This is a genomic window from Anaerovorax odorimutans DSM 5092, assembly GCF_000426305.1.
Classification (GTDB): domain Bacteria; phylum Bacillota; class Clostridia; order Peptostreptococcales; family Anaerovoracaceae; genus Anaerovorax; species Anaerovorax odorimutans.
In genome coordinates, this window is sequence record NZ_AUFC01000042.1 from 1 (window position 1) to 13,943 (window position 13,943).

At 35.1% G+C, this 13,943-nt stretch carries 9 protein-coding genes and 1 pseudogene; 8 read left to right on the top strand and 2 right to left on the bottom strand.

Annotated features, from left to right (window positions below; translation table 11 throughout):
• The coding region (locus tag K292_RS17115) for a phage integrase N-terminal SAM-like domain-containing protein (protein WP_037373188.1) at positions 1-190 on the bottom strand (190 nt) is incomplete at its 3' end.
• Between the two features lie 255 nt (positions 191-445).
• Here K292_RS17115 and K292_RS0112245 point away from each other — a divergent pair.
• The 8 genes from K292_RS0112245 (at position 446) to K292_RS17120 (ending at position 13,582) form a co-directional block, all read left to right on the top strand.
• Positions 446-916 (top strand): hypothetical protein, encoded by a 471-nt coding sequence (locus tag K292_RS0112245; protein WP_027400069.1) that lies wholly within the window; start codon positions 446-448, stop codon positions 914-916.
• Between the two features lie 276 nt (positions 917-1,192).
• The gene (locus K292_RS0112250; RefSeq protein WP_027400070.1) at positions 1,193-3,940 is read left to right on the top strand and encodes an AAA domain-containing protein; all 2,748 of its coding nucleotides are present in this window, start codon (positions 1,193-1,195) and stop codon (positions 3,938-3,940) included.
• A gap of 292 nt (positions 3,941-4,232) precedes the next feature.
• Positions 4,233-4,457, top strand: coding sequence for a hypothetical protein (locus K292_RS0112260; RefSeq protein WP_027400071.1), 225 nt, complete (start codon positions 4,233-4,235; stop codon positions 4,455-4,457).
• A gap of 881 nt (positions 4,458-5,338) precedes the next feature.
• Positions 5,339-9,073 carry an S-layer homology domain-containing protein gene (locus K292_RS0112265; RefSeq protein WP_027400072.1) on the top strand — a complete coding sequence of 1,245 codons (3,735 nt, stop codon included), beginning with the start codon at positions 5,339-5,341 and terminating at the stop codon, positions 9,071-9,073.
• Positions 9,074-9,959: 886 nt separating this feature from the next.
• Positions 9,960-10,604 carry a GNAT family N-acetyltransferase gene (locus K292_RS0112270; protein ID WP_037373190.1) on the top strand — a complete coding sequence of 215 codons (645 nt, stop codon included), beginning with the start codon at positions 9,960-9,962 and terminating at the stop codon, positions 10,602-10,604.
• A gap of 430 nt (positions 10,605-11,034) precedes the next feature.
• On the top strand, positions 11,035-11,574 hold the full coding sequence (locus K292_RS0112275) for a hypothetical protein (protein WP_027400074.1): 540 nt from the start codon (positions 11,035-11,037) through the stop codon (positions 11,572-11,574).
• A gap of 615 nt (positions 11,575-12,189) precedes the next feature.
• Positions 12,190-12,633 carry a helix-turn-helix domain-containing protein gene (locus tag K292_RS0112280; RefSeq protein WP_027400075.1) on the top strand — a complete coding sequence of 148 codons (444 nt, stop codon included), beginning with the start codon at positions 12,190-12,192 and terminating at the stop codon, positions 12,631-12,633.
• A gap of 4 nt (positions 12,634-12,637) precedes the next feature.
• The gene (locus K292_RS17120) at positions 12,638-13,582 is read left to right on the top strand and encodes a HipA domain-containing protein (RefSeq protein ID WP_037373191.1); all 945 of its coding nucleotides are present in this window, start codon (positions 12,638-12,640) and stop codon (positions 13,580-13,582) included.
• Between the two features lie 180 nt (positions 13,583-13,762).
• On the opposite strand, the pseudogene K292_RS18970 reads toward K292_RS17120, so the two are convergent.
• A pseudogene (locus K292_RS18970) lies at positions 13,763-13,943 on the bottom strand (hypothetical protein); the annotation flags it as partial.

The following is a 13,943-nucleotide window of genomic DNA, read 5'->3' on the forward strand; positions in this document are numbered from 1 at the left end:
ATTTACCTAAGTCTATTTGATATAGTAAAAATTCTCGTATTTCGGTTTCCCCCATTGTTTCAATAGGACGATTTTCGAAATAACGTAGAAATGCGTGCAGAACTCTGAAATACTCTGCTTCTGTGTGTGGCGATAAACCTCGTAATTTAATTTCTTCTTTGGCGTTTAAGATGATTTCTTCGTTTGTCATGTCTATTCTCCTTCAATATATATTCGCTTTTCTGCGTACGTCTATTTTAAAGGAGTTTTTAGGGAAATAAAACTGCAGGTAAATCGACAGTTGGGTTTTACGCACTTAGTTGGCGTATCGGATGCCACCGCGTTAGCGGTTTTGTGCTATGTTTCTGATATACTATATATTAGTAAATTAATAAGCAGCACGTATTTTATATAATCAGAGAGTGAGCAATATATCTAGATTTGTTGGTGGAGTGATAGAAGAATTATGGAGAAAAAGAAAATATTTTGGAAAGTACCGCTGTTTTGTATCGCAGCAGGTGTGATTGCTTTTAATGCGGTAGTTTTTTTTATAGGTCAATTTACTATTATTCCGCTTCCAGATGGGACAATTACATCAGACAATACACGAGTACTTATAATGTATGGAGCCATATTTATTGTGACACTGATAGTTGGCGGCAAGGTTTTTTTTCGGAACATGACTCGAAAAGAAATTTTCTTTTCTGCATCAATTATTGTCGTTATAGGTTTGATAATGGATTTAACTCAATGGGCATTTAACATCACAACTGGTCCGGGTGCTGTCTTTTTCATGTATGCTTATCAAATTTTCGAGTGGAGTAGTATTGTACCTCAATTATTGTATCTAGTAAATGAAAATCTTAGGGTTGCTTCATTTATTGGTAGCTTAACACCGTATTTATTTATCCTGTTTGGCAAAAAAGAGCAAGTATAAATTCCTGTTTATTTTTCAAATTATGAGCATAATTCTTAGCAAAGTCAGTTGCCCATTATGTTTATTACATGATATTCAACTGAACTTTATTGCTAAAGGATTTATATTGATAACCGGAAGCTACCTTTCATAAATAGAATCCCTACAGATTCCTGGAAGTTAGGTTCTGAAGTATATCTTTTGAAAGATTTGACGTTTCAAGTTTCCCAGTAACGATGTTACTAATAAGGAGAGCAGCATTTTAAGATTTACAAAGGTCATAAAGGTATTAGGAAAATGAATATAAAAGAAATAATGGTTATAGTTAAAGGAGAAGATAAAACTGAAAAAATTAGTCATATGCATTGTGATGATGAAAATGGGAAAATAATAATTACTTATAAAGAAAATAAAAAAATTTATAAATACAATCAAAATAATGTAAATATTATTACAAACCCAAAAGTAATTGAACTGGGTGGAAAAGTCGCATATTTAAATGGATTTCCTGTCTTTAAGCCACAGCTTATTCTTGACTTTGGAGAACGAATTCGAATTATTGAAGATAATGGCAAATCTAAGTCTGTAAAACCACAATTATTTTTAGCAGTTAGTGATGGTACTAATAATCAGAAGGCTCAACAGATACAGGCATATTTAAGAGATATATCTCAATATACGTCAGAAAGTTTGAAGGAAGAAGCTTTTTTGAAACAGGAAATGGATAATCTTACATTTATTCATCCAGAAAGTGTTCTGAGTCGTTACCTTAATCAACAGGATATTGAGTTGAGAAATCCTGAAACAGAAAATATTATCTTTCCGTTCCGATTTAACTTGAGTCAAAAATCCGCATTGGAAAATGCTCTTACAAGCGCTATTTCAGTTATCGAAGGCCCTCCTGGTACTGGAAAAACACAGACGATATTAAATATTATCTCTAATCTTGTTGCGGTTCAAGGTAAAAGCGTAGCTGTTGTGTCTAATAATAATGAAGCTGTTAAAAATGTTATTGAAAAAATGACAAATCAAGGGTACGGTTTTTTAACAGCATTGTTAGGCAAAGGGGAAAATCAAGATGCTTTTTTTGCCAACATGCCTGTAGCAAATGTGGAAGGTTGGAATTGTGAAGAAGAAACGGAAGAACTAATTCAGCAAATTGAAATTCTGAATACTAATCTGAATAAATTATTGAGGGTTGATAGAAAAAAGGCACAGCTCAGTCAAGAATTGCGTGCATGGCAATTGGAACAAGAACATTTTGAGGAATATTATGACCGACAGGATATTGAAGAAATTGGTAACCTTCCTTTGTTCAAGGCAACGCCAGACCGAATTATTGCTTTTCTAGCTGAAACTTCTTTGGCAAAAGAGAGAAATCAATATAATAAGCTTCTATATAAATTGAGACTACTCTTTAAATATGGAGTATTCAATCATAAAAAGCTACAGCAACAAGAATTATCTGTTTTGTTGTTACTACAAAAGGAATTTTATAGAAAACAGATTCGAAAGCTAGAAGATGAAATAGCTTTCTTAGAAAATCAATTAAACAATGCATCCTTTGAGACATTAATAAATAAACACCAGCAGTATTCTGAGAAATTTTTTCGTAAATGCATATATCAAAGCCATAACGAGTTATTAACGCCTACTTTTACTAGAAAAAGTTTTAAAAAGGAATTTGAAAAGTTTATAAAAAGGTTTCCAATCATTCTTAGTACAACCCATGCCTTGCGTCGGTCTATACCAAATAATTATTTATTCGATTATGTTATAATCGATGAAGCTTCTCAGGTGGATCTAATTACTGGTACATTGGCTCTTTCTTGTTGCCGAAATGTAATTATTGTTGGTGACGTGAAGCAACTTCCCCAGATCACCAATAATAAAATTGAGCAAATGCTGAAGACGGTACTGCCTCAAGCTGCGTATAACTATTTTCAACATAATATATTGTCATCAATCATCAGCATCTATGGGAATAGACTTCCTCATGAAATTTTAAGAGAACATTATCGTTGTCATCCCCATATTATTGAATTCTGTAATCAGAAATATTATAACGGAGAATTGATTCCATATACTAGCTTAAATATGTCGGAGAGTCCCTTAGTACTTTACAAAACTGCTGAAGGAAATCATATGCGACAAGTTACAAGGGGTCAAAAAAAGGGCCTTTATAACCAACGAGAACTAGATGTTTCAGTAGAAGAAATCCTGAGAAACCCAGATCTTGAGGCTCGTGGGTATATTGGATTTGTTACCCCATATCGTAAACAAGCCAACGCGGCGGAAGAACTATTACCTGATGGAATAGAAAGTGATACGGTACATAAATATCAGGGTAGAGAAAAGGATGTAATAATTATGTCTACTGTACTGGATAGCACTTGGAAAGGTCAGATGGGGCTTGAATTTGTGGATGACCAGCAGCTGGTGAATGTGGCGGTTTCGCGTGCTATAAAGCAGTTTGTGCTAGTGACGGATCATGAACTTTTTTTCAAAAAAGGTAAAAATGTTGGTGATTTAATACGATATATGCAGTACAGTACGCTGGATGAAAATCTGATAGAGAGTAAAGTAGTATCAGTTTTTGATCTTCTTTATCAACGGTATTCCAGCAAATTGATTCCATTGAAAGCGAAGATGGATCAAAGTGCACGGTATCAGTCGGAAGAAGCTCTTCGTGTGTTGCTGGAAGAGATTCTCGCTGAGCCGAAATATAGCCGATATAGCTACGTACATGGGATGTTATTACGGAATTTGTTAAATTCTGTTGATTTGCTTACTTCTGAAGAGTTGAATTTTGTCAATAACAGAGCATCGCTTGATTTTGTTATATATTATAAGCAAGATAAAGCTTGTGCTCTTGTAGTCGAAGTAGATGGATTTGAGTTTCATGAAAATAATCCAGAGCAACAGCGTCGTGATAAACTAAAAAATTTAATTTTAGCAAAATATGAAGTGCCAATACTACGGTTACCTACCAATGGAAGCAAAGAGCGCGAGAAAATACGGAGTTTTTTAGATGACAATAAGTAGTGTAGTTCTTTATAGTGACATATTATATATTTAAAAGATGAAGTAATCGGGTTTTGAGGAGTGACTGAGATTGCATATTTTTATTATGGTAGTATTTATTGTTGTAGTTTTTTTGTTATCTTTGTATATAGGGCATATGCCCCTTTGTGCTGTTCCGGCACAATTAAATTATCCATATGTAAAAACAATTATTTAAGTATTTTTAACCAATAGCAATGGCGTAGCATGGTCAGCGGAACAGATCCACATTGATTTAATAAAGAGCTTTAACCCTAAACAGGCATTTATAGCATTGACTTCATTTATGGATGAAGAGATAAAAAGCAAATTACAATTTAGTTTGTGCAGACAAAAGTTTGAAGAAATGATTGGCTATATTCAGCCTAATATTATATCTGATGGCGTTTTATCATTACTTAATGAAATAAAGCCTCAAATTAGAAATTTATCAAACATTACAAACAGTGATAAGCTAATTCAAAAGATCTCATTTTTCAATAAAAACTATTTAGGTTAGTTATTGTAGATGACATCATGGAATCAATAGGCATCTACGGCACACTTATTGTCTATTCAAGGCACACTGAATGTGTCTGTTTGTTGGAACGTGGAAAAAGTGTTGGAAAATAAGGGGTTTCGAAGAAATTTTGGCGTAACCGAGATTACGGACATCCTTGAGTAGATAAAAAAAGATGACTGAATGTGGTTCTAACAAGGAATAGCGAAAGTTGAACACAATATGAAGTGGCTTTTAAGAATAAATGGGATAAAAATCGAGCTGAAAAATGACGGTTTTTGCCCCTTGACAAAAAAATATAGATGATATAGGATAACCCAAGTAAAACATAGAATTTTTATAAAAATATTCAATAAATTTTTGAAAATAAAATGTCACAATTTATTACTTTAGTAGTATAAGAATCTTAATTTCCACTTTATCAAAAAATAAATAAATCTTAGAAATCAGTGGGGTGACTCTATGTCAAACCTGCAAAATGTATCGGATACAATAATATTTTTTTGTTCAAAACTCTGCTAGTATTTATATAGCAGAGTTTTATTAAAAAGGTGAACTATGTCTAAAATTATTAACGTCATAGCAAAAGATGATTACACAATGGATTGAGTTAGATAACCGCCATAAAATCATCTACGATATGAAACCAAGTCTAAAAGGGATTCTATTTAATATTCTTTCTAATTTGGGTTGATTTAAAGTATTTTATATTAAAAATGAGAGCACTATTGTCTGGAATAACTTGTGTCAGATGACTATTGATGAAATCATTAATAACATTGAAAAATAGAGGAAATTAAGCAGATGGAAGAAGATAACACTTTAAGTTATCCATTCTACTACAGCATAATAAGGGATAAAGTTAAATAGGAGGATCATATATGAAGAAAAAAATATTTACTATTGTATTATCATTAGCTATGATTATTACAACATTTACTACAGCAGTGTTTGCGTCAGATATTACAGACATTCCAAATAATTGGTCAAAAACTGCACTTGAAAATGCGGTAAGTAATGGTTTACTAAAAGGTAACAAGGGTAAGTTAATGCCAAAAGAAAATCTTACAAGAGCTCAAATGGCTGCCATTGTTAATCGAGCCTTTGGAACAATAGAAAAGGCAGATTTAGGCCAATATACTGATATAACAGAAAACTCATGGTATTATGATGACATGTCAAAAGCTGTAGAAATGCAAACATTTGTTGGTAATGACAATTACTTAAATCCTAATAATAATATTACTAGGGAGGAAGCTTTTGTCGTATTAGCCCGTGCGTTTAAATTATCAAATGGTACGACCAGCGTATTAAACAAGTTTACAGATTGCGATTTGGTAAGCAGTTGGGCAAAAGAGTCTGCAGCATCCCTTGTAGGGGCAGGATATATTGCAGGCTCAAATGATAAATTAAATCCAAAAGAGAATATCACAAGAGCAGAATTCGCTCAAATAATGGATAATCTTTTAAAAAATTATATTACAAAAGCAGGCACATATACAAAGGATATGAGTGGAAATGTAATGATTAATGTCTCTGACGTAATTCTTAAAGATATGACTGTCAGCGGAGACTTGATTGTTGGTGATGGTGTTGGAAATGGGGATATAACACTTAACAGTGTAAATGTTACAGGAAGAACTGTAATTCGTGGTGGCGGAGTTCATTCTATCAAAATTATAGGAAACTCCAATATACAGGATGTTGTGATTGCTCGAGTTGATGGACAGACTAGAGTTTACTGTGATAATGAAGTAGAAATTGGTGATGTTTTAGTTGATGGCAGTGATAATGTTATTCTTGAAGGTGATGTGAATAATGTCGCGATTACGGCACCTGATATTACAGTGACTGCAACAAAAGCAAATTTTGTATCAGCAACAATTAAAGGTAAAAATTCAATAATGATTGTTTCAGATGATTCAGAAATAGAAACAGCAATAGTTGAAGCAGAAAACGCACAAATAAAAGTGGAGACTGGGTCTAAAATCCAAGATGTTGTGGCAAGCGGTGATGGAGTAAAAATTAGTGGCTTTGGAACCATTGGAACGGTTGAAGCAAAGGGTGATGACATTACAGTTACAGCGCAAGGCACATCCGTAACAGCAGCTTCGGGAACAACAAATATTATGGCAGGAACAAAAACGGTTGTGGCCGGAAGTACCCAAATAGTTGGAACAACATACAGAAGTCGCAGTAGTGGTCATGGGAATCATGTTACTACCAAAGATACTACTGCCCCATCAGGATATCAAGCAACAATTGATAAAAGTGCCATAAATAATGATAACCAGAGCGATTTATCCTTTACCTTTGAAAGTGCAGAAGTGGGTGCAGCCTATTATTATAGCATTGATGATACAAATGATGAAACAAGTGCAATAACAGGAACCGGAATAATTGTTACGGAAACAGACCAAATCAACAATGTAGATGTAAGTGGGTTAGATGATGATATATTAACACTGACGGTGTACTTAATAGATGCAGCAGGAAATCAAGGTTCTAATACGATAGACACGATTACCAAAGATACTACTGCGCCATCAGGATATCAAGCAACAATTAATGAAAGTGCCATAAATAATAAGAACCAGAGCGATCTAGGCTTTACCTTTGAAAGTGCAGAAGTAGGTACAGCCTATTATTATAGCATAGACGATATAAACGACAGCACATTAGTTGTGACAGGTAGTGGAATTATCGCAACATCAACAGACCAGATTACAGGTATCGATGTGAGCAGTCTGGACGATGATATCCTGACCTTAATGGTGTACCTCACCGATAGTTATGGAAATCAAGGAAGCGATACTACCGATACAGTGGTAAAGAATACAACGGCACCAAGTGGTTACAGTATCAGCTTCGATCAGAGTGCAGTAAATATCACTAATGACACAGCAGTGAGCTTCACTTTCTCATCTGCCGAGGTCGGTACTGATTACACCTACAGCATCAACGATACAAATGCAGGAACAGCGGCTATAACAGGTAGTGGAATTATCGCAACATCAACAGACCAGATTACAGGTATTGATGTGAGCAGTTTGGACGATGATACCCTGACCTTAACGGTATACCTGACCGACAGTTATGGGAATCAAGGAAGCAATGCTACCGACACAGTGGTGAAAGATGCAACGGCGCCAAGCGGCTATAGTATCAGTTTTGATCAAAGTACAGTAAATACCACTAATGATACAGCAGTGAGCTTCACTTTTACAGGTGCAGAAGTGGGTGCAACCTATTATTATGCAATCGATGATACAAATGCAGGAACAGCGGCTATAACAGGTAGTGGTAATATAGTCACAGCAACAAATAAGATTAGTGGATTGGATGTCAGCGGCTTAGATGATGACACCTTAACTTTGACCATATATCTGACGGATAACTATGGCAGCCAAGGAAATGATGTAACAGATACGATAGTAAAAGATACAGAGGCGCCAAGTAGTTACAGTGTCAATATAGATCAAAGTGCTGTGAACAGCACCAATGATACAAGCGTGAGCTTTACCTTCGCATCAGCAGAAGTGGGAGCCACTTACAACTATAGCGTAGACGATAACAATGGCGGAACAGCAGCTGTTACAGGAAGTGGTGACATAGCTACAGCAACAGATCAGATTAGTGGATTGGATGTCAGCGGTTTAGCGGATGATACCTTAACATTGACAGTGTATCTGACAGATGACAATGGGAACCAAGGCAGTAATGCAATAGATACCGTTACAAAAGAAACGATCGTACCAAGTGGCTATAGCATACATATAGACCAAGGTACAATTACTTCTGCTAATGATACCGCTATGAGCTTTACCTTTGCATCAGCAGAAGTGGGTACAGATTATGCATATAGCATCAGCGATGGCAGCAATCAAGTGACAGGAAGTGGCAGTATAGCTACAGCAACAGATCAAATTACTGGTATAGATATCAGCGGCTTAGACGATGGGAACTTAAACTTGAGTGTGACATTGACCGATGCCGCGGGAAATGTAGGAACAGCAGCGACGGATAGTATAACTAAGGAAGCAACGGCACCAAGTGGTTACAGTATCAGCTTCGATCAGAGTGCAGTAAATATCACTAATGGCACAGCAGTGAGCTTCACTTTCTCAGGTGCAGAAGTGGGTGCAACCTATTATTATGCAATCGATGATACAAATGAAGGAACAGCGGCTATAACAGGTAGTGGAACTATCGAAACAGCAACAGACCAGATTACAGGTATTGATGTGAGTAGTCTGGACGATGATACCCTGACCTTAACACTATACCTTACCGATAGTTATGGGAATCAAGGAAGTAATACTACTGACACAGTAGTGAAGAACTGTGTACCTACTAGATATACGGTATCAGTAAATGGAAATCCATCGCGGGGTGAGAATGGAACTTATAAAAAAGATGGAACACAAGATTCCAAGCCATATTATGTTATTGATTCATATTGTATTATTTGGAATACTATATCAAATCGTTGGGAAATTGACAACGAATTAGCTTTTATGGTTTGGTATAATAACGATACTGGCGATATTCCACCTTGTACTGGATGGATTGATGGTTCTGGTAATGGATATACCTTGACTGTAACGCGCAATTAGTATATTGGGTGAGGCAAAACATATTTTCTTATAAGAAATGTGGGTTTAAGATCCGATTATTATTGATTAGTCTTGACACTAAATGAAAAACATATTTTTTTAAAACAAAGGATGATAATACAAATGTGAACAATAGAAGTTGTTCACATTTGTTGTTTTAAGAGAAATTATGAATAAGCTTATTAAGAATCTTGCAATATAAAATTAGAAAAAGGGGATGGTTATGTTAAAATTGTTGTTAATAGATAATAAAATAATAATATTCCGTCAAGGGACCATTACATTCCTATATCATCAGTATTATCTGTTCAAGGAATACGGAAGTCGTTTGCTTGTTACAATGTGAAAAAGCATTGAAAAATAGAGGGTTAAAAGAGATTGGTGTAACCGAAATTTCGGATAACCTTGAATGAATAAAAAAGATGACAAAATGTGGTTATGATAAGAAGTAACTAAATATGACCACGATATATTATAGTTAAAAAAAATGGCGTAAAAATCGAATAAAAAAATGGCGATTTTGCCCTTTTAAAATGGATAGAAATATGGATAAGTGTTAAACTCATAGATTCTAGTGGCATAGATAATTAATAATGGTAAAATATAGAAGTCAAGATAGGATAATGATGTAATGCTTCATTATCGAGAAATAATAAAAGAGATGTCTAGTGATTTTACCTGTGTATGGGAATCAGTCTATCGGGTCGAATTCCGTTTACGAGCGTACAGGATAGCTGTTTTTGGAATTTTTACGTGTGCGTGGGAACAGGTCGGGCTAGTTATCATGCAACATGCTATTTTATAGCTACAAATAGGAATTTATTGAGCAGATAACCATAATTAAAAGCATAAAATTGGTCTTAGGTAAATTATAGGAGGTTTATAAATGAGTAAAATAGTTAAGATTAGGAATGAAAAAGAAACAGATTATGAGAGAGTAGAAGAAATCACGAGGAAATCTTTTTGGAATTTATATATTCCAGGGTGCATTGAACACTATTTAGTTAATATCATGCGATCCCACAAGGACTTTCTGCCGGAGTTGGATTTGGTAATTGAAGTTGATAATCAGATCATCGGGAATATAATGTACACAAAAGCAAAACTGGTTGATGAGTCTGGAGAAGAAAAAGAAATCCTTACCTTCGGTCCGGTTTGCATTATTCCGGAATACCAAAGAATGGGTTACGGAAAAATGCTTATCGAGCATTCTTTTGATCAGGCGATTGCGCTTGGTTATGATGTAATTGTAATATTTGGTAACCCAAGCAATTATGTAAGCTGTGGCTTTAAGAGTTGTAAAAAGTACAATATCTGTCTTGACAATGGAACATTCCCATCAGCAATGATGGTAAAAGAACTAAAGCCAGAAGCTTTGGATGGAAGGAAATGGGTTTACTATGACAGCCCTGTGATGAAGATAGACGAACAAGAAGCAGGGCGCTTTGATGAGAGTCTGGAAAAAATGGAGAAGAAATTTCAGCCAAGTCAGGAAGAATTTTATATTTACAGTCATTCTATTATACAGTGAGTTCCCTTTAGTGGTATAAGGATAAGCTATAACTTCCAATTTAACGACGACAAAACGAGGCAACATACGCTGTAACCAAAACCCGTACTATATTTTGACTTGTTCCCTAGGACGGATAAAAACACTTAAATGATATTGAAGCCTTGCTAATAGCACACTTTAAAACCGAACTTAACATTAAGCCATAAAAAATTCATTATATTAAAGATGTTAGCATAATACATATTCAAAATTTAACTGACACATCAACTTTTTTACAGGATTATATGATTTTTACATAGAATTGCAAATTATAAATAAAGGCTAAGCTGTAGGTCAACTTAAAAGACATACCGGACTTAGCCTATTTTTTATGACCAAAACAAAAAAAGGAAAGATGAGAATGTCAAAATTATTTATGTATGGCACAAGGTTACAGGAGTTTGAGTAGATGGTAATGCTTGTACCTAACTTCACTAAGCGAGGGAATGTTTATGACGAATACTCCATTAATATTGTTATAAATAATCTTGATAATATAATTGAATCGATTTTAATAGCATTACAGAATGATAACCCTCTGTTGCTTCCAAATTTTGAATTAGTTATTGATATTGATAATAGTGATAAGGTATATATCTACCGAGGGGTGGTAAATTATAACGGTTCGGTGAGCAATTTTTGTAAGCTAAATGAAATCTTTTTTAAAGGTGATTTTTTTAATTATTTCTTTTTGCGTCAATTTAACCAAGTCTACACTATTAATGAGGATGTCATGAGTTATATGGGGTTGACGTATGATATTGAAGTTATAGAGGTTGATGGTAAAGATGCTAATATCAAACAACTTAAATTAGTTGATGGTGAATTAAAGTATGAAATAATAAATGAAAATAAGATGTACATACAAGATTTTGTAAAAGAAAATCATGTATTGATTCAAGATTTAATTGTTGAATGCGATAGGTTTTCTATTGGATATATAAATTAGAGATATTGCCGTTTCATTTGTCTTATAGCCAATACTTTATACATGTGGAGATGGTTAATATTCTGAATAAATTAAATTTTTTAACGTTTTGATTAAATAATGGGCGTGTGTTTTTAAATCGGCTACACTTAACTGGACAGAAAAATTAGTTTTATGCTCAAAAAATACCTTATATCAGTGATGTGCAAAATTTGACGCATTGCTCGATAATTTCTATGGGAAATTCCTGTTCATCTGACACTAATACCTATATTAGAAAACTTTCTGATGATCAGGGAGTATAGACCGATCATCTGCATACCGCCAAGGAACCATCGTCTTCTTATGTAATCATTATCGTTTACTCAAGGACGTGGAGGCCATAGCCCTGTTGCATCGAAAAAACGGCTAAAAATGACTAAAAAAATAATATGCAATGATTAAGGATATGAGAGTAGATGCTTTTATGTCCTTTTTTCATGAAGGAAAGTAAACTTTTCCTATATAACGTAAGGTGAAGCATAGGTGAAAAAAATCCATAATTAGCAGACAACGTCTGTTAAATTGAGCTGGTCTTATTATTGAATATCCTTGATGATATATCGGAAATCCGATATAATGATGTTGGTGATAAAAATGACAATAAATGAATTATTAAAAGAAAAAGGAATGTCCAGATACAGTCTGTCAAAAGCAAGCGGTATTCCTTGGGCAACTTTGTCGGATATCTGTTCTGGCAAAACAAGCTTGACACGCTGTAACGCTCAAACCCTTCAGAAACTATCGAGTGTACTTGGTATGACCATTGAAGATATATTAGCCCTTGCGGTAGAGCCTTCGGAAAGTCAGAAAAATGGGAAGCCCTGTGACCGCTCCTACTTGGAAACGAACCTCTCTGCCCACCTCCAAAAGGCAATCAATGATTATGTGCAAGGTGAAAAAGATAAGGTGTCTTACATGGACTGCCTGTGGGGCGAGTTGTATGGCTCTATCAATGCAGACCTCTGGTCGGGTATCATTTCAGAGGAACAGGCAAATTTTCTGAGAACAAAATATCTCCATGGGGAAGAACAGGAGTGATAAAATGATTGATTTTACTGCTTGCCAAGTCAACAAATTTAAAGGCTATGGCGGTGCCAACGGAAATAAAATCAATGTGTTGTACAACGGTACAAGCTATATGCTGAAGTTTCCGCTGGTACCAACGAAAAGCAAAGTGATGAGCTATACCAATAGCTGTATCAGTGAATATTTAGCATGCCATATCTTTCAAACGCTCGGATTTACCGTACAGGAAACACTACTTGGAACCTATACGGATAAGCGAGGAAAAGAAAAAATCGTAGTGGCCTGCAAGGATTTTACTGCTGACGGCAAAAAGCTGATGGAGTTTGCACATCTCAAAAACACTTGCGTGGACAGCGAGCAAAGTGGATATGGCACAGAGCTTTCCTCTATGCTGAAAGCCATTGATGAACAATCCCTTGTGGAACCACAAAAGCTGAAGGACTTCTTTTGGGATATGTTTATTGCAGATGCTTTCTTGGGGAACTTCGACCGTCACAACGGAAACTGGGGTATACTAATTGATGAGGTGCAGCAGTCTGCTGAGATTGCGCCAATCTATGATTGTGGCTCCTGCCTATACCCTCAAATGGATCAGGCAGGTATGCAGACAGTGCTAAATGATGAAAAGGAAATCAATCAACGTGTTTATGTGTTTCCCACATCTACTATTTTGGAAAATGGCAACAAAATTTCCTACTTTGATTACATTTCCTCACTGAAAAATGAGGATTGTAATCGATCGCTGAAAAGGATTGCAGGACACATTGATATGAATGTACTCAATAAGCTGGTGGAAGAAACTCCTATGATTACAGAGCTACAGAAAGATTTTTATAAGGTGATGCTATCGGAAAGAAAGGAAAAAATCCTTGATTACAGCATGGAGCTGCTAATGAAACAGGAACTTTCACAGCAAGAACAAGATAGCACACCTGAGCTAACACAAGAGTTTACAATGTAAATAAATCAGCACCCCGTCAAACGGCAATGGCATTAAGTTAAGCATTTTAAAACATGGATACAACAAAGTAAAAAGTGAAGGATAGAGAATGCCGAAGTGTATTATCTGTTCTTCATGTTTTTTTGCATGGCAAACAGACAGATTAATAATCTGCCACATTTTCTGTCAATTATAGTGTTTTTATGATACTCTATACATGAATTGTATTTGGGCCTTTGCTCTTGGCTTACGTGAATAGTTCCTGTTTGGTCGAACAGGAGTTAGATTTCTCAGTATAAGAATTTCAGCATCAGGTGGTGGAATGTCATTGAGAAAAAGGCTCTTTACTATATTTGCAGCAATGGAAAATCGAATTTTATAT

What these genes read in the sequence shown, in the direction of transcription:
- K292_RS0112275 (WP_027400074.1), top strand. Translation starts at nt 11,035, where the DNA reads ATGGTAATGCTTGTACCTAACTTCACTAAGCGAGGGAATGTTTATGAC.
- K292_RS0112270 (WP_037373190.1), top strand. Translation starts at nt 9,960, where the DNA reads ATGAGTAAAATAGTTAAGATTAGGAATGAAAAAGAAACAGATTATGAG.
- K292_RS17120 (WP_037373191.1), top strand. Translation starts at nt 12,638, where the DNA reads ATGATTGATTTTACTGCTTGCCAAGTCAACAAATTTAAAGGCTATGGC.
- K292_RS0112250 (WP_027400070.1), top strand. Translation starts at nt 1,193, where the DNA reads ATGAATATAAAAGAAATAATGGTTATAGTTAAAGGAGAAGATAAAACT.
- K292_RS0112245 (WP_027400069.1), top strand. Translation starts at nt 446, where the DNA reads ATGGAGAAAAAGAAAATATTTTGGAAAGTACCGCTGTTTTGTATCGCA.
- K292_RS0112265 (WP_027400072.1), top strand. Translation starts at nt 5,339, where the DNA reads ATGAAGAAAAAAATATTTACTATTGTATTATCATTAGCTATGATTATT.
- K292_RS0112280 (WP_027400075.1), top strand. Translation starts at nt 12,190, where the DNA reads ATGACAATAAATGAATTATTAAAAGAAAAAGGAATGTCCAGATACAGT.